Source organism: Micromonospora andamanensis (assembly GCF_016863495.1).
GTDB lineage: Bacteria > Actinomycetota > Actinomycetes > Mycobacteriales > Micromonosporaceae > Micromonospora > Micromonospora andamanensis.
This window is the reverse complement of record NZ_BOOZ01000014.1, coordinates 117,156-139,127: the sequence shown is the minus strand read 5'-3', so window position 1 is coordinate 139,127 and position 21,972 is coordinate 117,156. Positions and strand designations below refer to the sequence as shown.

Annotated in this window: 20 protein-coding genes and 1 pseudogene; 10 read left to right on the top strand and 11 right to left on the bottom strand. The window is 71.9% G+C overall.

The features are described 5' to 3' along the window. Positions 1–39: 39 nt before the first annotated feature. From Van01_RS14410 to Van01_RS14395, 4 genes are all read left to right on the top strand, one after another. Positions 40–936: a bile acid:sodium symporter family protein gene (locus Van01_RS14410; RefSeq protein ID WP_204007003.1), complete on the top strand. Its 897-nt coding sequence runs from the start codon at positions 40–42 to the stop codon at positions 934–936. A gap of 184 nt (positions 937–1,120) precedes the next feature. Further along, the gene (locus tag Van01_RS14405; protein WP_204007001.1) at positions 1,121–2,497 is read left to right on the top strand and encodes an FAD-dependent oxidoreductase; all 1,377 of its coding nucleotides are present in this window, start codon (positions 1,121–1,123) and stop codon (positions 2,495–2,497) included. A gap of 73 nt (positions 2,498–2,570) precedes the next feature. After that, complete coding sequence (locus Van01_RS14400; protein ID WP_204007000.1) at positions 2,571–2,891, top strand: DMT family transporter; 321 nt, start codon at positions 2,571–2,573, stop codon at positions 2,889–2,891. A 175-nt stretch (positions 2,892–3,066) separates the two neighbouring features. Then, positions 3,067–3,981 (top strand): cation diffusion facilitator family transporter, encoded by a 915-nt coding sequence (locus tag Van01_RS14395; protein ID WP_204006997.1) that lies wholly within the window; start codon positions 3,067–3,069, stop codon positions 3,979–3,981. A 5-nt stretch (positions 3,982–3,986) separates the two neighbouring features. On the opposite strand, the gene Van01_RS14390 is transcribed toward Van01_RS14395, so the two are convergent. From Van01_RS14390 to Van01_RS14380, 3 genes are all read right to left on the bottom strand, one after another. After that, complete coding sequence (locus Van01_RS14390) at positions 3,987–4,841, bottom strand: SDR family NAD(P)-dependent oxidoreductase (RefSeq protein WP_204006995.1); 855 nt, start codon at positions 4,839–4,841, stop codon at positions 3,987–3,989. After that, positions 4,838–5,218, bottom strand: a complete 381-nt coding sequence (locus Van01_RS14385; protein ID WP_099851924.1) for a YccF domain-containing protein — start codon at positions 5,216–5,218, stop codon at positions 4,838–4,840. Before Van01_RS14385 ends, Van01_RS14390 begins: the two co-directional genes overlap by 4 nt. 64 nt (positions 5,219–5,282) lie before the next feature. Beyond that, a complete protein-coding gene (locus tag Van01_RS14380) occupies positions 5,283–7,397 on the bottom strand; it encodes a cellulase family glycosylhydrolase (protein WP_204006993.1) in 2,115 nt (704 codons plus the stop codon). A gap of 309 nt (positions 7,398–7,706) precedes the next feature. Between Van01_RS14380 and Van01_RS14375 the strand changes: the two genes are divergently transcribed. Then, positions 7,707–8,915 (top strand): FUSC family protein, encoded by a 1,209-nt coding sequence (locus Van01_RS14375; RefSeq protein WP_239099074.1) that lies wholly within the window; start codon positions 7,707–7,709, stop codon positions 8,913–8,915. Between the two features lie 14 nt (positions 8,916–8,929). Here the strand turns inward: Van01_RS14375 and Van01_RS14370 are convergent, their stop codons facing one another. The 4 genes and pseudogenes from Van01_RS14370 to Van01_RS14355 all read right to left on the bottom strand — a co-directional run bounded on the left by Van01_RS14370 (position 8,930) and on the right by Van01_RS14355 (position 11,276). Further along, entirely contained in the window at positions 8,930–9,163 is a 234-nt protein-coding gene (locus tag Van01_RS14370) for a hypothetical protein (RefSeq protein ID WP_204006991.1), read from the bottom strand. Positions 9,164–9,178: 15 nt separating this feature from the next. Further along, the gene (locus Van01_RS14365; protein WP_239099090.1) at positions 9,179–10,048 is read right to left on the bottom strand and encodes a hypothetical protein; all 870 of its coding nucleotides are present in this window, start codon (positions 10,046–10,048) and stop codon (positions 9,179–9,181) included. 38 nt (positions 10,049–10,086) lie between these two features. Continuing rightward, a pseudogene (locus Van01_RS33035) lies at positions 10,087–10,263 on the bottom strand (hypothetical protein); the annotation flags it as partial. Positions 10,264–10,307: 44 nt separating this feature from the next. Next, the gene (locus Van01_RS14355) at positions 10,308–11,276 is read right to left on the bottom strand and encodes a helix-turn-helix transcriptional regulator (protein WP_204006985.1); all 969 of its coding nucleotides are present in this window, start codon (positions 11,274–11,276) and stop codon (positions 10,308–10,310) included. 437 nt (positions 11,277–11,713) lie between these two features. Between Van01_RS14355 and Van01_RS33030 the strand changes: the two genes are divergently transcribed. After that, positions 11,714–12,268 (top strand): hypothetical protein, encoded by a 555-nt coding sequence (locus Van01_RS33030; protein WP_239099073.1) that lies wholly within the window; start codon positions 11,714–11,716, stop codon positions 12,266–12,268. 136 nt (positions 12,269–12,404) lie between these two features. On the opposite strand, the gene Van01_RS14345 is transcribed toward Van01_RS33030, so the two are convergent. Then, positions 12,405–14,129, bottom strand: a complete 1,725-nt coding sequence (locus Van01_RS14345; RefSeq protein ID WP_204006983.1) for a coiled-coil domain-containing protein — start codon at positions 14,127–14,129, stop codon at positions 12,405–12,407. A 311-nt stretch (positions 14,130–14,440) separates the two neighbouring features. On the opposite strand from Van01_RS14345, the gene Van01_RS14340 reads away from it, so the two are divergent. The 4 genes from Van01_RS14340 to Van01_RS14325 are packed head-to-tail and all read left to right on the top strand — an operon-like array spanning position 14,441 to position 19,345. Beyond that, a complete protein-coding gene (locus Van01_RS14340; RefSeq protein ID WP_204006981.1) occupies positions 14,441–15,274 on the top strand; it encodes an ABC transporter ATP-binding protein in 834 nt (277 codons plus the stop codon). A 39-nt stretch (positions 15,275–15,313) separates the two neighbouring features. After that, positions 15,314–16,297: an ABC transporter substrate-binding protein gene (locus tag Van01_RS14335; RefSeq protein WP_204006978.1), complete on the top strand. Its 984-nt coding sequence runs from the start codon at positions 15,314–15,316 to the stop codon at positions 16,295–16,297. 5 nt (positions 16,298–16,302) lie between these two features. Further along, positions 16,303–18,399, top strand: a complete 2,097-nt coding sequence (locus Van01_RS14330) for an iron ABC transporter permease (protein WP_204007218.1) — start codon at positions 16,303–16,305, stop codon at positions 18,397–18,399. A 28-nt stretch (positions 18,400–18,427) separates the two neighbouring features. Continuing rightward, positions 18,428–19,345, top strand: a complete 918-nt coding sequence (locus Van01_RS14325) for a siderophore-interacting protein (RefSeq protein WP_204006976.1) — start codon at positions 18,428–18,430, stop codon at positions 19,343–19,345. Between the two features lie 117 nt (positions 19,346–19,462). Here Van01_RS14325 and Van01_RS14320 read toward each other — a convergent pair whose 3' ends face one another. From Van01_RS14320 to Van01_RS14310, 3 genes are all read right to left on the bottom strand, one after another. Then, the gene (locus tag Van01_RS14320) at positions 19,463–19,978 is read right to left on the bottom strand and encodes a 2'-5' RNA ligase family protein (RefSeq protein ID WP_204006973.1); all 516 of its coding nucleotides are present in this window, start codon (positions 19,976–19,978) and stop codon (positions 19,463–19,465) included. A 61-nt stretch (positions 19,979–20,039) separates the two neighbouring features. Next, positions 20,040–21,086 (bottom strand): NAD(P)-dependent alcohol dehydrogenase, encoded by a 1,047-nt coding sequence (locus Van01_RS14315; protein WP_204006971.1) that lies wholly within the window; start codon positions 21,084–21,086, stop codon positions 20,040–20,042. A 177-nt stretch (positions 21,087–21,263) separates the two neighbouring features. Then, on the bottom strand, positions 21,264–21,965 hold the full coding sequence (locus tag Van01_RS14310; RefSeq protein WP_204006969.1) for a Pr6Pr family membrane protein: 702 nt from the start codon (positions 21,963–21,965) through the stop codon (positions 21,264–21,266). Positions 21,966–21,972 lie beyond the last annotated feature (7 nt).

Sequence of the window (21,972 nt, the reverse complement as noted above, 5' to 3'; positions counted from 1 at the left end):
GATTGCGAGTGCGTTACCAGGTAGTAACGATGTCGTGTCATGGACTCCGCCCTGACCCTGATCGGACTACCCGTCGCCCTCGGCATCATCATGCTCGGTCTGGGTCTCGGCCTAACCACCGGCGACTTCCGCCGGGTGGCCCGACACCCGAAGGCCGCCGTCATCGCCCTGGTGTGCCAGATCCTGCTCCTGCCGGCGCTCTGCTTCGGCCTGGTCCTCGCCTTCGATCTGCCACCCGAGCTGGGCGTCGGGATGATGCTGCTGGCCGCCTCCCCGGGCGGTACCACGGCGAACCTCTACAGCCACCTCTTCGGCGGGCACGTGGCCCTGAACATCACCCTGACCGCGATCAACTCGGTGCTTGCGGTCTTCACCCTGCCGATCGTGGTCAACCTGTCGGCGGCGTACCTCCTCGGCGACGCGAGGAGCATCGGGCTCCAGTTCGACAAGGTGCTCCAGGTGTTCGCGATCGTGCTGATCCCGGTGGCCCTCGGGATGCTGATCCGGGCACGGTCGGCCCGGGTCGCGCAGCGGTTGGACCGCCCGGTCCGGGTGCTGTCCGTGGTGGTGCTGGTCGCGGTGATCGCCGGTGCCGTACTCGGTGAGCGGGAGAACCTCGCCGACTACTTCGTCTCCGTCGGCCTGGCCGTGCTGGCGTTCAACCTGCTCAGCCTCGGCATCGGGTACGGGGTGCCCCGGCTGGCCGGGGTCGAGCGCAGCGCCGCCAAGGCGGCCGGTTTCGAGATCGGCATCCACAACAGCACCCTGGCCATCACCATCGCGCTCAGCCCGGCGTTGCTCGACAACGCGCAGATGGCGATTCCCGGTGCCGTCTACGGCATCGTCATGTTCTTCACGGCTGCGGCCTTCGGTTACCTGGTCAACCGGGTGGGTGCCCGCCGCGACCCGGCGCCGGACGGTGCCGTCCGGACCTGAACCGGCCGGAGCGACACCTCGTGCGGGTGCCCTGAGGGGCGGGCGGATCGCCGTTTGCGTTCCCTCCCTGTGCAACGATCGTTGGGCGTCATGCCGACCGTCCGGCTCCGTCGGCCTGCCCGAGCATCGGCCACTGGTGGGCCGGCGGAAAGGCGCCACACCTCGTACCCCTTTGGAGAGCACGATGTCCCTCTCTCCGGCTCGGGTCTTCGCCGCGCTGAACGCGGTGCGACCGCCCGACCAGGCGTCCCCTGTCATGGACAAGGCGGTGGTGATCGGCGGCAGCATCGCCGGGATGCTCGCCGCCCGGGTGCTGTCCGACCACGCCGAGAGCGTGGTGGTCGTCGACCGCGACGACCTGCAGACGACAGGCCGACGGCCGGGTGTGCCACAGGGCACCCAGCTGCACGCGCTGCTGCCCGGCGGCTTCCTCCAGCTGGAACAGCTGTTCCCCGGGTTCCGGGAACAGGCCCTGGCACAGGGGGCGATCGAGGCGCCGCCCGCGGCCCGGAGGAACTACCTCGACGGCCGGCTGAAGGTCGTCGTACCGGACGACGCCGACAGCCTGGCCGGCAGCCGGCCGCTGCTGGAGTCGTTGATCCGACAGCAGGTGCTGCGACTGCCGAACGTCAAGACCGTCACCGCCCGGGCCACCGGGCTGGTGTTCGACGGTCCGGTGACCACAGGCGTCCGCTGCGAGGTCGGCGGTTCGCCGGGTGTCGAGCACGCCGACCTGGTGGTGGACGCCATGGGGCGGTCCAGCCGGTTGTCCGACTGGCTGGCGGAGGCCGGGTGGGAACGGCCGCCCCTGCGGCGGATGACTGTGCACCTCAACTACGCGACAGCCCTGTTCCGGCGGCACGAGGCGCACCCTGAGCACGCGGTGGTGCTGGCGCTGCACAGTCCGACGAGGTCCGTGGACGTCGCCGGTGCCGCGTTCTTCGCGATCGAGGACGGCAGGTGGATGGCCATGATGGCCGGTTACGGGGAGAACCGTCCCGGCCGTACCGCCGAGGACTTTGTCCGCCGGCTGCGCGAGCAGTTCCCACCGGAGTTCGCAGTTGTCGCCGACAGCGAGATCCTCGGCGACGTGCAGACCTACCGGCACGCCGACAGCCGGCGGCGGGACTTCCACGCGCTGACCCGGTTGCCGGCGGGGTTGGTGAGCGTCGGTGACGCGGTCGCCTCGTTCAACCCGGTGTACGGGCAGGGCATCACCGCCGCCGCCCTGCACGCGGCCTGCCTGGCGAGCTACCTGCGGTCCGGTCCGGACCTCGGCCAGCCGGCCCGCCACTTCTTCGCCCTCCAGAAGATCGTGGTCGACGCGGCCTGGTCGATATCGACCTCGGCCGACCTGGCGTTGCCGCACGTGGACGGCCCCTACCCACGTGGCTACCGGCTGTCCAGCTGGGTGAGCCGGCAGATCGTCGCGGCGACCGTCACCGACGTGGTCACCGCCCGCCGGTTCAACGACGTCGTCTCGATGCGGAAGCACCCGGGTTCGCTGGCCTCACCGAAGGTGATCCTCGGCGCTCTGCGCGCCAATCGACGCGCCCGCTGACCGGCTGCCTGTCGAGCACGCCGCATACGCTGCCGCTGTCGACGCGGGGACCGAGAGGGAGAGGAGGATCCGGGTGGCCTACGTCTTTCTGCTGCTCGCCATCGCGGCGGAGGTCACCGGCACCAGCCTGCTCAAGGCGACGCAGGGCTTCACCCGGCTCTGGCCGACGCTGGGGCTGGCGGTGGCGTACCTGACCGCGTTCGCCCTGCTGGCCCAGGCGGTGAAGGGGATACCTGTAGGCGTCGCGTACGCCATGTGGTCGGGCCTCGGCACCGCCGCCATCGTCGCCATCGGCGCCGCCTACCTGGGTGAACCGCTGACCCTCGTCAAGATCTGCGGCGTCGCGCTGGTCATCGCCGGCGTAGTCCTCCTCAACCTCAACACCCCCCACTGACCCACCCCACCCCGCCCCACCCCGCCGCGATCTTGCACTTCCTGTCCCCGCATACGTGGCGAAGAGGTGCATAAAGGCGACCGGAAGCGCAAGATCGCGGGGTCGGGGTGAGGTTTGACGATTGCACTTATGGCAATGTCAGCATATGTTTGGGGTGAGTTGGGGGAGGGGTCGGGTGGGGGCTGGGCACGATCACGGACGGCAGGTCGCCCGGGCGGGGGAGAAGCACCGCGGACGGTTGTGGGTGGCCTTCGCCCTGTTGGCGGTCTTCATGCTGGTGGAGGCGGTCGGGGCCTGGGTAAGCGGTTCCCTGGCCCTGCTGTCGGACGCCGGGCACATGTTCACCGACGTGCTGGGCATCGGCATGGCGCTCGCCGCGATCACCGCCGCGAGCCGGGCCTCCCGGGACGGTCAGCGCACCTTCGGCCTGTACCGGATGGAGGTCCTGGCGGCACTTGCCAACGCGGTGCTGCTCTCCGGGGTGGCCCTCTATGTGCTTGTGGAGGCGCTCCGGCGGCTCGATGAACCGCCGGAGGTGCTGGTCGGCCCGATGCTTGTGGTGGCGGTGGGTGGACTGGTCGCCAACGTGGTCGCCTTCCTGCTGCTGCGAGCCGGATCGACGGAGAGTCTGAACGTGCGCGGCGCCTACCTGGAGGTGCTCGGTGACCTGCTCGCCTCGGTCGGCGTGCTGATCGCGGCCGGGGTGATCGCGCTTACCGGTTGGTGGTACGCGGACCCGATAGTCGCGGTCGGGGTGGGCCTGTTCATCCTGCCGCGCACCTACCGTCTCGGCCGCGCCGCGTTGCGGGTCCTGGTGCAGGCCGCGCCGCCACACGTCGACGTCGGCGAGGTGCGCGACGGGCTGCGTGCGCTCGATGGGGTCGCCGACGTGCACGACCTGCACGTGTGGACCCTGACCTCGGGCATGGAGGTGGCCTCGGCACACCTCACCCTGGACGCCGGAGCCGACCTGGCCCGGGTGCTGGCCGCCGCCCGCGAGATGCTGCACGACCGCTTCCGCATCGAGCACGCCACGTTGCAGGTCGAGCCACGCGACGCCGAGGGAGTCTGCGGCGGCGCCCACTGGTGAGTCGGTCAGCGCAACTGGACCACGTTGCCGGTGACCAGCCGCCCGCGCTCCCCGGCGAGGAAGGCGATCACCTCGGCGACCTCCTCGGGCTCGGCCACCCGGAGCAGGTGCGGGCCGTCGTCGACTGCGGCGCGTACCTCCTCGCTGACCCAGCCGGTATCGGTGACCGGCGGGTGCACGGCGTTGGCGGTGATGCCGAACGGCGCGAGTTCGCGTGCCGCGGTCATCGTGTAGTTGACAAGCGCCGCCTTGGCGGCACCATAGGAGACCTCCTCGGGGAACCCGTCGTTGCCGCCCGACGTGAGGCTGATGACTCGGCCCCAGCCGCGCCGCGCGGCCACGTTGCGGCGGGCGAACTCGGCGATCAGCAGGGCACCCGCGCGGGCGTCCACGGCGAACTGGGCGTCGAAGGACTCGGCGCTCACCTGCCGCAACGTGCGACCGTGCCGGTCGGCGGCGGCGGGCTTGAAGGTGTCCGCCAGCCAGCCGCTTGCGTTGTTCACCAGGATGTCGACAGTGCCCAGCTCGCGTTCGGCGATGTCGAACAGCCGGGCCGGGACGGCCGGGTCCGCCAGGTCCGCCTCGACCGGCACCACCCGGCCGCCGACGGCGCGGACCCGCTCGACCACACCGGTCGCGTCGGCGGCCCGGTTGCGCCGGTACGCGTCGGGGATTCCCGGGTCCGGTGGGTCGTCCAGCCGTAGATAGCTGACCAGCACCGCGGCGCCCAGCCGGGCCAGCGCGACGGCGGTGGCCGCCCCGATGCCGTGGTTGGCCCCGGTGATGAGAGCCACCCGACCGCTCAGGTCATCGGCGGTTGCGGTGGGGAACACCTCGTCGGCTCTTCCTCGCTCGCTCACGGCGCGGGTACGACCTCCTGGCCCAACGGCCAGATCGCTGCCGGGACGAGCTTGAAGTTGGCCACGCCGAACGGGATCCCGATGATGGTCAGGCAGAGGCTGACGCCGGCGACGATGTGCGAGAGCGCCAGCCACCAGCCGGCCAGCAGCACCCAGATGATGTTGGCGAGACCCGACGCCACCCCGACGCCGGGCTTGGGCACCAGGGTCCGGCCGAAGGGCCACAGCGAGTACGACGCCAGCCGCAGCGACGCGACGCCGAACGGGATGGTGATGACGAGCACGAAGCAGATCAGGGCGGCGATGCCGTAACCGATCGCCAGCACCAGACCACCGCCGAAGATGAGCCAGAGCACGTTCAGCAGAAATCGGATCATGAACCCATGATGACCGCCGTGCGCCACCGGCCACCCGCGCAGGGCGGCCGGTGGCGCGGACGGGTCAGCCGGTGACCCCTGTGACGGTGCTGCCGGATCTGGTGACGCGGTAGGTCACCTGAGCGCCGCTCCAGAAGTGGAAGGTGAGGGTGACAGGTGCGCCGTCGCGTACCTCGCCGAAGAAGGTGTCGGTCAACGCGATCCGGCTACCCGGGTAGTCGGGAGTGAAGGCCACGTCGAACTCCTTGTACGACGTCCAGTCGTGCGGTCCGGCGTTGCTGCCGTCGGCGTACCTCGCCTCCATGGTGGCGAGCTGGTCGCCGCGGAACTGGGTCGGGATGGCGAAGGCGGTGGTGGACCCGGTGGCGTTGGACAGGACCGGAGCGTCGTACGTGATCACGTCGATCCGCCAGGGCACGCCTGCCGAGAAGCGGGCCTGGAGGCTGGCGTTGACCCCGTACGCCCGGTTGCCGACCAGCCGGGTCAGCGCGCTCGCGGTGATGGTGAGCTGGTTGCCGGAGACCGTGTAGTCGGTGCCCTGGGTCAGGTTCGTGCTGCCGTGGCGCAACCCGGAGAAGGTGGTGCCGTTGAGGTTCAGGGTGAGCGACTTGGCGGTGATCGAGCCGGTACGCGGCACGTACACCTGGTCGGCGGAGGCAGTGCCGGACCGGGTCGTCCAGCTCGACCTGATCTGCGCCCACAGCTCCGGGTCCTTCCACTGGAAGGCGACCCGGTCGAAGTGCTGGCCGTTGTCCCACAGCTGGGTGGTGAGCTGCCGCTGCCGCGCGTAGTGGCCGAGGAACTCGAAGAACTTCAGCTTCTCACCCTGCTGGATGGTGCCGGTGTGCCTGTCGAACCCGAGTAACCCGTACTCGCCGATGACGACCGGGATGTTACGGGTGACGAAGGCGTTGTAGACCCGGTCGAACGAGTCGGTCAGGTCCTGCTGGGTGGTGGCGTCGAAGCGGGTGCCGCCGGCGACGTTGACGCTGAACGGCCAGTAGCCGTAGAAGTGCACGGTGGCGATCAGGTTGCGGTCGTTGAGCTGGCTGATCGTCGTGGCCAGCTCGTTGATCCGGGCCTGCTCGGAGGAGGTGTGCAGGGTCGGCAGGACCAGCATCCGGGTGGCGTTGGTGCCGCCGGAGGCGCGCACGATCCGGTGGAAGTTGACGTTCAGCTCGTGGAGCAGCTGGGCGTTCTGGGCGTCGCCGGAGCTGTTGGCGAACTGCGGCTCGTTGACGCTCTCGAAGTGCAGCCTCGGTGAGTGGTCCCGGAACGCGGCGGCGATCTGGGTCCACAGCGCGTTGTAGCGGTTGAGCACTGTGGTCCGGTTCGTCGGCATCTCGTGAATCCACTGCCACGAGTCGTGGTGCAGGTTGATCATCACGTAGAAGCCGTCGTCCAGGGCCCAGCCCACGACCTCCTTGACGCGGTTCAGCCAGGCCGCGTCGATCGTGTACGACGGCGCCGGTCCGTGGTGGTTGCTCCAGGTCACCGGGATCCGGATGCTGTTGAAGCCCTGCGCCCGGATGGCGTCGAGCTGGGCCTCGGTGACGCGCGGGTTGCCCCACGCGGTCTCGTCGGCGCCCACCGCGTCGAAGGTGTTACCGAGGTTCCACCCGGGCTGCATCGCGGCCACGTACGCCATCGGGTCACCGGCCGGAGGTGGGCTGGTCGGCGGCGGGGTGCTCGGTGGGGGCGTGCTGGGCGGCGGGGTGGTGGTCGGTGGCGGCGTGGTACCGACGCTGCCGGTGCAGGTGACGCCGTTGAGAGCGAACGTGGTCGGCGCGGTGTTGCTGCCGGACCACGACCCGTTGAAACCGAAGGACGCGGTCTGGTTGGTGCCCAGCGCGGCGTTGTAACTGACGTTGCTGGCGGTGACGTCGTTGCCGGACGAGGTGACGGTGGCGTTCCAGGCCTGGGTGACCCGCTGCCCCGAGGGGAACGTCCAGGTCAGACGCCAGCCGTTGAGTGGGTCGCCGAGGTTTGTCACGTCGACGTTCGCGGTGAACCCGCCCGGCCACTGGCTGGGGGCGCTGTATGCCACCCGACATCCGGCCGCCGCGTGGGCGGTGCCGGCGTTGATCAGGCCGGCGCCGGCGAGTAGTGCGGCGATGCCGCTGGCGACCAGGCCGAATCGCCAACGTGTCCTGCGGAGTGTGCCCTTCAGCGCAGCCATGACGCTCCTCGCGTGGTGATGGTGTCAACGGGTGGCTGGCCGGGCGTCGCCGGGCCACCGGAACATCCGGCCGGCTCGCACCATAAGTTGGGATCATCAACTTTGTCAATCGATGTTACGCGATATGAATGCCTTCTGGCCAGGTGGGGGCGGTGCTGTTGTGGGGAAGTCGATCGTCCCGGCGTACCGAATCGGTAGGTGGACCGGCGGCGGACCGGTAGCCAGGTCGACAGGCGCCAGCGGCCCGGCGCAATCTGCACCGGCACCCGGGGGTGCGAATGAGCGAGGCCCGGCGGGGTAGTCGGCGTCGTGGCGGCGGGGGAGGTCAACGCGGGCTGGGCGCGTCGTGCCGCCGGCCGGGTCGAGGCCGGGGTCGCCGGGACGGTGGGCAGCCTCAGCCGGCGGATCGGCTGGCAGGAACGACGCCGGAGCCTGGAGCTGTACGCCATCCTCGCCGTGCAGGCCGGGGTGGCCGCGGCGCTGGCCTGGACGCTTGCGCACGAACTGCTGGGCCATCCGTCACCGGTGTTCGCCCCCAGCGCCGCCGTCGGCACGATCGCCGCCGCCATCGGCCGGCGGACCCGTCGCACCATGGAACTGCTTGTCGGCGTGCTGGCCGGACTCCTGGTGGGGGACGCCCTGATCATGATCATCGGCACCGGTCCGTGGCAGATCGGCACGGTGGTCACTCTCGCCATCCTGCTCGCGCTCACCATGAGCCGGGGTGGAGCGGTCGTCACCCAGGCCGGCGGTACGGCGGTGCTGATCGCCACCCTCTCGCCGATCCAGCGAGGACTGGAGGTGCCGCGGATCGTCGACGCGGTGATCGGCGCGGTCTCCGCCGTGGTGGTGGTGGCCGTGCTGCCGGTCAACCCGGTGCGCATCATCCAGCGGGCCGCGCGGCCACTCTTCGCCGCCCTGATCGAACACCTGCACAACGCTGCGGACGGGATGTCCACGGGCGATGCCGGGGTGGTGGCCCGGGCCCGGGACGGGCTGTTCGGCCTCGGCCCTCAACTGGGGCTGCTCAACGACGCGGTTTCCGGCGCCCAGGAGGCGGTCGCGGTCTCGCCGGCACGTTGGCACCGGCGGGGCGAGTTTGAGCACTACCAGCGTGGTACCCGCTACCTCGACCTGGCTGTCGGCGGCGGCCAGGAGATGCTGCGCCGGGCGGCCACCGCGGTCCACGACGGCGAACCGATCCCGCCCGGGCTGGCCGCCGCGGTGCACTACTTCGGTGACGCGCTCGCGCTGTTGCAGGTCGAGGCGGAGAGTGGGCACGGCACGGAGCGGTCCGAACAGTTGGTCCTCAAGGCTGTCGACCGGGCCGCCGAGGCGTACGACGAGGGAGTCGGCTTCTCCGGCAGCGTGGTGGTGGCCCAGATTCGCACGGTCGCCACCGACCTGCTGCGCAGCCTCGGCTGTTCCGACGACGAGGCCGTCGCCGTGGTCCGACGCCGCTTCGAGCAGCGGCGTCACGAGGCGGAGCAGTCGCCGGCCGAACGCAGGGCGGCGTGACCGGCCCGGCCGGCTCAGAGCCGGCCGGCCACCGTCCGGGCCAGGTCGGTCAGCGGCTTGTGGTACCTGGCCGGGTCGTCCAGCCGGACCAGCCGGATGGCCACCCAGACCCCGGCGGCGTGGACGAAGACCGCGCCGTCCTCCAGGTACGCCTCGTCCCCGATCCCGGACAACGTCTGGAACTCGTGGTCGAGATCGCGGTCGACGTCGAGGATCTTCTTGGCCCCGTCGCCCACGTAGATCTCCACCTGCGCCACCGGGCCCTACACCGGTCCGCTGTACGTGCAGGTTTCCCGGACCGGTACCGGATCCTCCAGCGGAGTGTCCGCCAGCTTCTCGGCGTCCGCCTTGGTGACCAGCGCGCAGGCGTCGACAGCCGGTGCCTCGGCCGACGGCTCGGTCGCCTCGGTCTCCTCGATCGGTGGCGCGGGCTCCGTCACCTCGTTCGGTGGCGGGGGCGCGGCGGCGGGTTCGGCGTTGCCGCCGCAGGCGGTCAGAACGGCGACGACGGCGGCCGTCGCGGCGAGCTTCAGATACCTCACGGTCGTCTCCTCGGGCCGGGGTCTCACCGGGGCAGGGCGTCGAGCAGTCGGCGCAGCGCGCTGCACCGCGCGGGTCACCTCGATGGCGACGAGCGGGTTTCCGGCGGCCTCCCGGGCGATCCGGGCGAGCAACGAGCGACTCAGGGTGGCGCCGACCCGCTCCCGCAGGAGGTGGTGCAGGGCACCCACGCCCAGTGGAGCCAGCGGCAGCCGGGTCAGTCGGGCGGGACCGGAGTCGAGCCCGAGTGGCGCGATCCGCAGCGTCGACGTGGTGTCGGTGCGGCAGCTGACCAACGTGGACAACCCGGGCCCGACCCGGCGCAGGGCGAACCGCAGCGCCCGTTCGCTCGGCCGGTCCAGCCACGGCGAGTCGTCGACGGCGACGAGCACCGGCCGGCCGGCGGCGAGCGCGTTCTCCAGTAGCGAGCGGGTGGCGGCACCGACGACCCGCTCGTCCACCGTCTCCTCGCTGTCCCTAGTGAGCAGCACCACCTCGGCCGCGACGCGCTGCGGGCGCGGCAGCTCCGCCACCAGGTCCGCGAGGGGGCGGAGCAGGTCGGCGAGGGCGGCGAGGGCAGGTCGGTCTCGCATTCGGTGGGCGCGCAGGTGAGCACCGTCCAGCCGGCCCGGGTCGCCTCGGTAACCAACTCCCGGAGCAGCGTCGTCTTGCCGATGCCGGCCGGGCCTTCCAGCAGCACCGAGCCCGGCTCGCGCAGGGCGCGCCAGGCCTGATCGAACACCCGTCCCGGCCGACGAGCGTACGCCGCATCTGACGATTCTGGCACCGATGGCGGCGCGGAGGCCATCGTGCGGACGGTGATCCGCCACCGGCGGTCGGTCAGGACGGCGGTCAGGCGTGCAGGGTGCGGCTGGGCGGGAAGCCGTAGGTGGCGTGGTAGCGCGCGGTGAACCGGCTGTGGCTGAGAAAGCCCCAGCGCGAGGCGATCGACGAGACCGTTTCCTGTCTCGGGTCGGCCTGCATCAGATCGCGGTGGGCGCGGTCGAGCCGGACCCGGCGCAGGTGTGCCATCGGAGTGGTGTCGAGGTGCCTGCGGAACGCCAGTTGCAGGGTCCGCAGCGAGACCTGGGCCGCGGCGGCGATGTCGGCGGCACCGATGTCGCGGTCGGCGTACTCCTCGATGAACGCTGTCGCCAGGCGCAGCGTCGCCGTGGTCGCGGCGCGCCGGTCGGTGGCGGAGGGCCAGCCCGCTGCGGTGTTGGGGAAGACCGCCAGGGCCGAGGCGGCGAGCATTCGGGCGGCATTGGCGATGACCAGGGGCTCGCGGTACGCGTACGGGTTGCCCAGCACGACGTGGTGGAGGTAGCTCGTGGTGTGCCGCCACAGCCCGGCCAGGGCCGGGGAGGCGGGGGTCAGCCCGGTGAACCTGACCGGGCCCGCCCGGTCGGCGGAGGCCGTGCCGGTCACCCGGGCCAGGACGGCCGGACTGAGCAGGCAGGTGGTGACCCGGCCCGGTGCCCAGCGCAGCGAGCAGGACAGGTCGGGGAGGGTGACCAGGAAGACCTCGCCCGGCCCGAACCGGCCGTACGCGTCGGCGCAGAAGCGGTCGACGCGTCCGTTGACGACCTCGCAGACCACAAGCGCGGCGGCCGGCTCGACATCGATATCGAGCCGGGTGGAGTGGTCCACCGTCTCCAACCAGAAGGAGCCCGCGTCCACCCGGTGATGGCGGAACCGGTAGCGGACGCCGGTGGCCGCGCGGATCGCGACCTTGGCGTCATAGGCGTTCGCCAGGAAGTCGTGGATCGTCTCCGGGTCGCAACTGTCGAACCGGTGGGTGGTCGGAACCTTCGTCTTCAATACGTCTCCATCGACCTGGACGGAGGGCGCTTCGGTACGCCGGATCGGCGCCCGGCGAGACGCGGTGGATCCGCGGAGCGGTAGGACATGCAGAGCCAGGATTCCCATCGATGGTATCCACAAAGGAAGGACTCCCATGAAGTTTTCGTGGCGCATCCGTCGCGCCTGTGGGATCTCGCTCGTTGCCGATGTCAGGGGAGTTCGTTTTCGGGCTAGTCGGCCCACTTCGGCGTGCGCGCACCGCGCTAGCCGACAACCGTCCGTAGCCATAATCATGCGAAGGGTGTCGAGCGAGAGGTAGCTGATCGACTAACGGATGAAGGGATGGGGTGTTGGACAACACCAAGGATCCGACTGACATCGTCCGACTGGCGACGGCTGAGGCCCTCCGACGGATCGCCGGGGAGACACTCCTGACCGGCATCGTGGGATCCCGTATGTCCGCCCTGGGCGGCGGCCTGCGGGACGTACTGCGCTGCGCGCTTGTGGCGCAGCGGGTGGCGGCGCCGACGCGACTGATCACGCTCTGCCGCGACCTGGCCCTTGGGCCCGACGCCTTCGATCTGCTGGGCCATCACCTGTTGGGCGCCCTGGTCGGCTACCGCCCCGGGCCGGACGCCCTGGTCCGGGTGGGCGGGGCGCTCGGACTGGCCCGCCGGGAACTGTTCGCCCACCGACATCCCGGGCCGGGCGACCCACACCGGCAGCCCGCCCGGGTCGGCAGCCGTAACAGCGCAGCCGTCCGGTACCGCTCCGCCAAGCCGCCGGAGCACCTGCCCTCGCCACCGAGCTGGACCTGCACCGGCTGCGGGCAGGAGTGGCCGTGCGCGGTCAAACAGAGCCAACTGCTGGCGGAGTTCGGCGGAGCCCGCGCCGCACTCGCGGTCTACCTGGGCTCCTGCCTGCTGGCCGCAGCCCGGGACCTACCAGGTCTGCCACTGGCCCGGGCGCGTAACCGCTTCCTCGGCTGGCTGCCACGCCGGCCCTTTTGAGTGGCGGAACCGCCCGCCGGTCCGTCGACCGGCGGGCGGTGTCAGCCGCGTTCGATGAGAGCGTGGCCGGCTGTGCCGCGCCGGCCGGCCCGCCGGGACGAGCCTCCCGAACCGTGGCCCAGCTCGGGGCGCCCGATCAGTTGGCCGCCGGCTCGGGCGCCCGGTCGGCGTCGTTCGAGGCGGGTGCGGTCGGCTCGGCCTGATCGGACTGCCGGTCCGCGGCCTGGCCGGCGAACCAGTCGATGCCGCCCGGGCCACCTGCCGCCACCGCCGCCGCCGCGCGCGCCACCGGATCCACCAGGGGGCGTACGCCGTTCTCCGGGCTGCCGGCCGGTTCCGGCTGCGGCTGGGCATGCCGGCCGGCCACGGCGCCGTTGCGGTCCCGGCCGGCCGGATCGGCGGCGTCGGTGACCGTCCGCTCCGCATCCGGACCGGCGCGGTCGGCGTCCACCTCCGTAGCGGCGGTCACCCCCTCGGCCGGCCCGCCGGCCGTGGCGGTCGCCTCGCCACCGCCCGCAGTGGCCGTGTCGCCGGCCCGGGTGACCCCGGCGCGGGCGGCCACCATCGGGTACTCGGCGGTCTCGCCGCCACCCGCGGCGGCTGCCATCACCGCCGCGGCCGCCAGGTCGGCGACCCGCTTGGCCTCGCGCTGTACCCGCGCCCGGGTCTCCTTGGCGTGCCGCTCGGCGGCCTCGGCCGCCCGGCGCACCTCGTCCAGCCGCTGGCTCTCCGCCACGAGTTCGCGACTGGTCTCCTCCAACAACTGGCGCAGGCGGGTCAGCTCGGCCTCGGTGGCATCCTTGGTGCGGCGGGCCTCGTTCAGCTGCTGCTCGGCGTCGTCCAGCTGCTCGTGCAGCTGAGCCAGCGCCTGACCCTGCTCCCCGACCTCCAGTTGGACGGCGTGCAGCTGCTCCTCGGCCGCCGCGGCCTGCTCGTCGCTGAGCTTGCGCACCTCGGCCGCCTGCTCGTCGGCGCGCTTGCGGATCTCCGCGGAGTACTGCTGGGCGTCGGCGATCATCGAGCTGACCCGCTGCTCGGCGGCGCTGCGCTGCGCGGCCAGCTCCCGCTCGGCGGCGGCCCGCTGCTCGGCCAGGTCCTCCTCGGCCGCGGCCCGCCGCTCGGCCATCTCCTCCTCGACAGTGGCCCGCCACTGGGCCAGTTCCTGCTGGCTCTTCGACCGGGCCGCCTGGATCTCCTGGTGGATCTGGGTACGCGCCGAACTGGTGAGCGCCTCCGCCGCCGAGCGGGCCTGTTCGATCTGCTGACGGCACTGCTCGCCGATCCGCTGCGCCTCCTGTTGGGCGCGTTCGTGCGCGGCCTCCCCGTCGGCGCGTAGCTTGTCGGCCCGCTCGCGGGTCTCGGCCAGCTCCGCGTCGGCCGTCGCCCGCAACTCCTCGTACGTCTTCTCGTGCTCGGCCCGCCGGGCGGCCAGTTCCTCTTCGAGGTCGGCCAGGGCCTTGACCGTGCGTTCCCGCGCGTTGGCGAGCGTCTTCTCCGCCTCCGCCTGGAGTTTCGTGGCCCGTTGCGTGTGCGTCTCGATGATCGCCGCGGCCTGCTTCTCGGCCAGGTCCAGGATCTGGCCGACCATCGGGCCCACGTCCTGGAAGGTGGCCTTGTCCACTTGCGCCGGTCGCTGCCGCAGCTCGGCCATCTCGCCCTGAACCGCCTGGAGCTTTCCGGTCAGCTCCCGTACGTGCGCGGTGGCCCGGTCCCGTTCCGCCGAGATGGCGGCGAGCCGGCCGTCCATCTGCTCCACATAGCGCTCGACCTGCCGTTTGTCGAACCCCCGCAGGGCGACCTCGAAATTCGGCCGCGAGGCCAGGTCGTCGCGGACTGCGAACGGCTCCTCGCCGATGGACATGCCCCATCCTCCGTAGGATCGAAGAGCGCCACGCCGGCGGGCCGGCGGCGGATGACGCGCAACGTTACCGCTGCTCCGACTGCTCTGTCGTCCCACCCCGGTACGGTTTTCCGGCCACCTGACGGCTGGCCCGGCATCGGCGTCCCGCCCGATCGCGCGAGGAAGTCGTCGCGATCCGCGTCAGCGGCCTGGCCAGCGCCGCGGCTGAGGTATCGACACCTGTTCACGAGCGTCGCGGCGCCTGACGGGGGAGATGAAAGTGAGACGGACCCGCGTCTTGACAGGTACTTAGGTTAGGTTAACCTAACCGCATGTCGAGCGGACTGGCGTTGGGCGACGCCGAGCAGAGCCTACGGGGTGTTGACCTGTGCCTGGGCTACCACGGCACGACTGTGGTGCACGACGCTGCCATCACCCTGCGTCCCGGCGCGGTCACCGCTCTCGTCGGTCCCAATGGCAGCGGCAAGTCCACCCTGCTGCGGGCGTTGGCCCGGCTGCACCCGATCGACAGCGGCAGCGTCCACTTCGCCGACGGCATCGCCGCCGCGGGTCTGCCCGCCAAGGAGTACGCCCGCCGGGTCACCCTGCTCGCCCAGAGCAGGCCGATCCCCAACGGTGTCACCGTCCGCGACGTGGTCGGCTACGGCCGCCACCCCTACCGGGGCCGGTGGCGTGCGGACGACCCGGACGGCCCGACCGCGATCGCCCGCGCCATGGAGGTGACAGGCGTCAGCACGATGGCCGGTCGACCGGTGGACGAACTCTCCGGTGGCGAACTGCAACGGGTCTGGCTGGCCACCTGCCTGGCCCAGGACACCCCGGTGCTGCTGCTCGACGAGCCCACCACCTTCCTCGACCTGCGGTACCAGGTCGGGATCCTCGATCTGATGCGAGACCTCGCCGACGACCACGGCGTCGCGGTCGGCGTCGTGCTGCACGACCTGAACCAGGCCGCCGCGGTGGCCGACCAGGTGGTCCTGCTGCACGGCGGCCGGGTCCGCGCCACCGGCACCCCGGCCGAGGTCTTCACCGAGCACGACCTGAGCGAGACCTACGGCATCCGGATCGAGGTCAGCACCGACCCGCTGAGCGGGCTGGTGACGACCCGTCCCGTGGGCCGACACCTGGCCCGAATCCCGGTCTGAGCACAGACCTGTCACGACACCCACCCGAGAAAGAACATCATGTCCCGTACCCGTGTAACCGCCCTGGTGGCTGCCGCTACCGCGGTGCTGCTGGCCGCCTGCGGCACCACCGAGAACACCGCCGAGCCCACTGCCTCCACGCCCGCCGCCAGCGGCCCGGTCACCGTCACCGACAGCCGGGGCAAGGAGATCAAGCTCGACGCCCCCGCGACGAAGGTGGTAGGCCTCGAATGGGGCGAGGTCGAGATGCTTGTCAGCCTCGGCGTCATGCCGGTCGGCGTCGCCGACCCCAAGGGGTACGCGACCTGGGTGAGCGCCGCCAAGCTCGACGCCGGCGTCAAGGACGTGGGTACCCGCGGTGAGCCGAGCATCGACTCCATCGTGGCGCTGCAACCCGACCTCGTGGTCATGGAGGACGACCGGGGCGCCAACGTGATCAGCCAGCTGGAGAAGTACGTCCCGGTGGTCGTCACCAAGGGCAGCGACGCCTCGGACAACCTCGGCCGGATGCGTGCCGACCTGAACATGATCGCCACCGCGGTCGGCAAGACCGCCGAGGCGGAGAAGCTGCTCGCCGACTTCGACGCCGCCATCGCCGACGGCAAGAAGAAGATCGCCGACGCCGGTGCTGCCGGCAAGCCGTTCGCCATCGCCGACGGCTGGAAGGAAGGCAGCACGGTAAGCATCCGGATGTTCGGCGAGGGCGCGCTCGTCTCCCAGCTCGGCATCCAGCTCGGCCTCACCAACGCCTGGACCGGCGAGACCGACCCGGCGTGGGGCCTGGGTCAGACCGATGTCGAGGGCCTGACCGTCCTCAAGAGCCCGGACCTGCACTTCTTCTACAACGCCTCGGACGGCGCCGACGTCTTCGCCGACGGCCTGAACAGCAACGCCATCTGGAAGTCGCTGCCCTTCGTCAAGCAGGGCAACCTGCACCGGATGCCCGACGGGATCTGGACCTTCGGCGGGCCGCTCTCCGGCAAGCAGTACATCGACCAGCTCGTCAACACCTACGCGGTGTGACCATGCTGTCCGCGCCCTCGCGCCCGGAGCCGGCGGTCCAGCCGGCTCCGGCCGGGCGGCCCTCGGTTCCCCGCGTCGTCGGGATCTTCGTCGTCGCCACCGCGCTGCTGCTGGTGGTGGTGGCGGTGCACCTCACCCAGGGCACCTCCGCCGTGGGTGCGCTCGACCTGCTCCGCCTGCTGACCGGCGGGGACGACGAGACCGCCCGGGTGCTCGTCGCCTCCCGGGTGCCCCGGCTGCTCGCCGGTCTGACGATCGGTGTCGCCCTCGGCTTCGCCGGCGCGGCCCTACAGTCGATCGCCCGTAATCCGCTCGCCTCACCGGACACCCTGGCCGTCAACGCCGGCGCCCACCTGGCCATCGTCTCGGTCGCCGCGTTCGGCATCGCGCTGCCCGCGCTGCCCGCCGGTGGCCTGGCCTTCTGCGGTGGTCTCGCCGCCGCCGCCCTGGTGATGGCGATGTCCTCCGGGGGCCAGGCCGGCACCACCCGGCTGATCCTCGCCGGCTCGGCCACCGCGATGGCGCTCAGCTCGGTGACCATGCTGCTGCTCCTGCTCTTCGAGCAGGCCACCATCGGCCTGTTCGCCTGGGGCAACGGCTCCCTGGTGCAGAGCGACCTCGACGCGCTCACCCAGCTCGCCCCGGTGATCGTGGCCGCCGTCGCGGCGCTGATGCTGCTCGGCCACCGCCTCGACATCCTCGCTCTCGGCGACGACACCGCCACGGTGCTCGGCATCGACGTACGCCGGACCCGGCTGATCGTCACCGTGCTGGCCGTGCTGTTGTCCGCCGCAGCGGTCACCCTCACCGGCCCGGTCGGCTTCGTCGGCCTCTGCGCGCCGGTGATCGTCCGGCTGCTCGGTCCACTGGTGCCCGGCGTCCATCGGCACCGGATCCTGCTGCCGCTGTCCGGCATCGCCGGCGTCGTCATCGTCCTCGGCTCCGACGTGCTGCTGCGGGCCCTGATGGGCGGCCAGGCCGGCGTGGACATCCCCACAGGTGTGGTGACCACGCTGTTCGGCGCGGGAATCCTGATCTGGCTGGCCCGCCGGCACCGTGACGCCGGCCCCACCCGCCGGCCACCCGGTGGCCACGCGGCGGTGCGCTCCGCGACCTTCCACCGCACCGTGCTGACCGTCGCCGCCACGGTCACCGCCGGGGCGGTGCTGCTCGGCATGCTCGCCGGGGACACCTGGCTGCTGCTCGGCGACCTCGTCAACTGGATCAACGGCAGCACCGGGCCGGCGTACACCTTCGTGCTGGACCAGCGGTGGCCGCGTGTCGCCGCGGCGATGCTTGCCGGCGCGGCCCTGGCGGTCGCCGGCACCACAGTGCAGGCGGTCTGCCGCAACCCACTGGCCGAACCCGGCATCCTCGGCATCACCGCAGGGGCCGGTCTCGGCGCGGTCTCGCTGCTCACCTTCGTGCCGTTGGCCGGTGTCTGGGCCGTCTCCGGGGTCGCCGGTCTCGGCGCCATGCTGGCCTTCGCCCTGGTGTACGGCGCGGCCTGGCGGGGTGGCCTCAGCTCCGACCGGCTGGTCCTGATCGGCTTCGGTGCCTGGCAGGGCGGCATGGCCCTGATCACCTTCATGATCGTCGCCTTCGATCCCTGGAACACCGGCAAGGCCCTCACCTGGCTCTCCGGCTCCACCTACGGCCGCAGCGCCACCCAGGTGCTGCCGGTGGCGATAGCGCTGCTGGTGCTCACCCCGGCTGTGCTGGCCGCCCGGCGCGAGCTGGACCTGATGACGCTCGACGACGACACGCCACGGGTGCTCGGCGTCCGGCTGGAGCGGACCCGCCTGGTCGCCCTCGGCGCGGCGGCCCTGCTCACCTCCACGGCGGTCTCCGCCGTCGGCGTGATCGGCTTCGTCGGCCTGGTCGCCCCGCACGCGGCCCGGGCTCTCGTCGGTGGCCGGCACACCCGGGTGCTCCCGGTAGCCGCGCTGCTCGGTGCGGCCCTGGTCAGTCTCGCCGACACCCTCGGCCGCACCGTGATCGCGCCGGCTCAGATCCCCGCCGGACTGGTCACCGCCATGATCGGCACTCCCTACTTCGTCTGGCTGCTGTGGCGTTCACGCGCCGCCGCCCCACCCCGGTAAGCGCACCGACCCGATACGGAGAGGCACCATGACCCACACCCTGCCCGTAGCGCCGTGGCGGCTGTTCGCCGTCGAGGTCCGCGCGGTACGTCGGCTCAGCCCGTCCTTCGTCCGGGTCACCTTCACCGGCCCGGACCTGGACCGCTTCGCCGACAACGGCTACGACCAGCGGATCAAGCTGGCGTTGCCGCTGCCCGGCCAGGTCGGGGTGCACCTGCCGCAGGGGCCGGACTGGTACGCGCGGTGGCGGGCCCTGCCGGATCACGAACGCAACCCGATCCGGACGTACACGGTGCGCGCGGCCCGGCCCTACCTGAGCGAGGTCGACGTCGACCTGGTGCTGCACGGCGACGGCGGGCCGGCGACGCGGTGGGCCCGCCGGGTCAGCCCCGGTGACGAGATCGCCATCGTGGGCCCGGACTCGGCGTACGGCGGTGACCACGGCGGGGTCGAGTTCCGGCCCCCGTCGACCGGGTGCCTGCTGTTGGCCGGGGACGAGACGGCGGTGCCGGCGATCAGCGGAATCTGCGAGCGGCTGCCGCTGGACGCGCGTGGCCGGGTGCTGCTGGAGGTTCCCGAGGCCGGCGACGCGCTGCCGCTGATCACGCCGCCGGGTGTCGAGGTGACCTGGCTGCCCCGGGGTGCCGGTGGGTACGGCAGCCGCCTGGTCACCGCCGTCGCCGAGGCCGCCGACGACCTGCTCGCCAGCGCTCCGGTCAACGGGACCGGACCCGTTCCGCAGCCCGTCGACGAGGTGGACGTGGACCACGAGATCCTCTGGGAGGTGCCCGACGTGCTCCCGACGGCTCCCCTCTACGCCTGGCTGGCCGGAGAGGCAGGTGTCATCCGTACCCTGCGCCGACACCTGGTCACCGAACGCGGCCTCGACCGCCGAGCCGTCGCCTTCATGGGCTACTGGCGCCACGGCCGCCCCGACCCCTCCTGACCCCCCACCCCACCCACCCCCGCCCACCCCGTTGATCATGAGGTTGGCGGCAGTTTTGGAGATCAACACCGCCGCTAACCTCATGATCAACCGGGCGGGGCGGGGCGGGGCGGGGGGCTAGGGGAGGGGGTGGGAGATGTTGCGGGCGTGGTCGGTGAGGGCGGCGGAGACGACTGTGGCCTCCAGGGGGAGCACTTCGAGGCAGCGGCGTACGGCGGCGGACATCAGCGCGTTCGGCACGCGCATGGACAGCGTGCAGTGCGGCACCCAGCGGCCCGGCCGGTAGTGCTCCACGAGCGGCACCCCGCCCGCGACGAGCAGGTCGTGCACCCGCCTGTGGTGGGCCAGCAGCTCCGGGGTGGGTACCGGACCCAACCAGAGCACCCGGCCGACGAACTGGCCGGCGTGCTGGAACGACAACCGCAGCGGCGCCGCCACCGTGGTGCCGGCCAGCGCCGCCGTGACCTGCTCCGGGTCGAAGCGCGGCGCGACCGCGAGTGAGACGTGCGGCCGGTGCCGCTGCTCCAGCAGGGAGCGCATGCTCTGCACCCCCTCGGCCTCCAGGGCTTCCCACAACACCCGGATCCGCCGGGTGGCGACGGTGTCCAGGTACAGCTCCAGCGCGGCGACCACATGATCATTCTAGGTGGTGTCCAGCGCATCGGCGTGCGGCGGCGAGCCGGCCGGGGACGGCTCACGGCACGATGACGGCCCGACCTTCGAGCGTGCCGTCCCGCATCATCCGGTACGCGCTCATCGCGTCATCCAGACTGAACGTGGTGATCTTCGGCCGTACCAGGCCCCGTGCGCCCAGGTCGAGCACCTCGAGCAGCTCCGGACGGCTGCCCCAGTAGGTGGTCTGGATGCTCACCTCGTACGGCACGGAGAAGAAGCCGACCGACAGCGTGCCGCCGCCGAGCCCCACAATTGTCAGGTCACCCACGGTCCGGGCGGCGGCGACGCCCAACCTCAGCGTGGCGTCGGCGCCGACGAAGTCGAGCACCACGTCGGCGCCCCGGCCGCCGGTGACCCTGCGGATCTCCTCGGCGGTGCTCTCGCCCGAGCGCATCGTCACGTCGGCGCCGCAGTCCTCGGCGAGCCGCAGTGCCTCCTCCCGGGTGTCCACAGCGATCACCCGGGCGGCGGTGGTCGCCTTGAGGATCTGCACGCCGACGTGCCCGAGCCCGCCGACGCCGATCACGACAGCGGTGCTGGCGGGTGGCAACTTCGGCCAGGACCGGCGAATCGCGTGGTACGGCGTGAGCCCGGCGTCGGTAAGCGGCGCGGCGTCGACCGGATCGAGCCCTTCGGGCAGCGGCAGCACGTGTCGGGCGTCCGGCACCAGCTCGTACTCGGCCATCCCGCCGTCCAGGCCCAGGCCGCCACCGCCGCCCGGCACCGGCGCGGCGGCCGGGTTCTCGCAGTAGTTGTCGACACCGACCCGGCACCGGGCACAGGCACCGCAGCCCCAGGGGCCGTAGACCGCCACCGGCTGGCCCACCTCCAGGCCGGTCACCCCGGAGCCGAGCCGGTGCACCCAGCCCGCGTTCTCGTGACCGAGCGTGAACGGCGGATTCCAGGGCAGGCCGCCGGCCTCGAAGTCGTGCATCAGGTGCAGGTCGGAGTGGCAGGCACCGGCCGCACCGATCCGCACCACCACCTGGCCGGGCCCGGGTGTCGGTTCGTCGACCTCGACCAGCTCCGGCTCCGTCTTCCAGGCGGGCAGTCGCAGTGCACGCATCCCCGTCTCCCGTCGTCGGTGGCGCCTGTCCCGTCCTCCCCGGCGGACGCCGGCCCAAACCACAGCCGCCGGCCGTCTTCCCCGCGTGCAGCGTCCCCCCGAGGCGTGACGGCACTGCCAAGGCGGCGGCGCAGGCCGGTCAGCCGGCGCGGTCCGACGGCGTTCGGCGAGCACGGTTCAGGCTGGTGCCACAGGGTCGCGCCGTCCCGCCACCCCCGAGTCGGGTTCGGTCAGCATGGGTACGGGCGCTGGCCGGAGCCGGGTCAGCGTCCGGTCGGTGCCGACGAACAGCAGGCCGAGCAGCCAGAACGCCACGGCCAGGCAGGCGGAGACGACGCCCACCCCGGGATAGCCGAGCTCACCGGCGTCCAGGAAGGGGTACGGGTAGCGGTGCACCACCAGCCCGCGTACCAGGGCGAAGGCCAGATAACCCAGCGGGAACGCCAACCACCACAGCGCGTGCCGCAGGCGCAGCCGTCCATGCCGGCAGAGCAGCGCCCAGTCGGCCCCGGCGAGCAACGGCACCACCGTGTGCAGGAACTGGTTACCGAACGCCTCTCCGAGGGCCCGGTCCGGTTGCGGCATGGCGAACGGGCTGGCCGGGTTGGCCAGCACCAGGTGGTAGACCACTGCGGTGATGGTGATGTAGAGGGTCACCGCGCCGGTGACCGCCGCCGGCGGGTCGGGTCGGCCCCGGCCGGCCTGCCAGACGGCGTACCCGGCGACCAGGCCCACCGCGAGATTGCTCTGGATGGTGAAGTACGGCAGCAGCCCGGTCACCGTGGCCGGGCCGAGCGCGGTGAGCACCACACCGGCCAGCACACTCATCACGATCGCCAGGCGGAGCACCACCGCCGCGGATCGACGCCGCACAGTCATCGCGGCA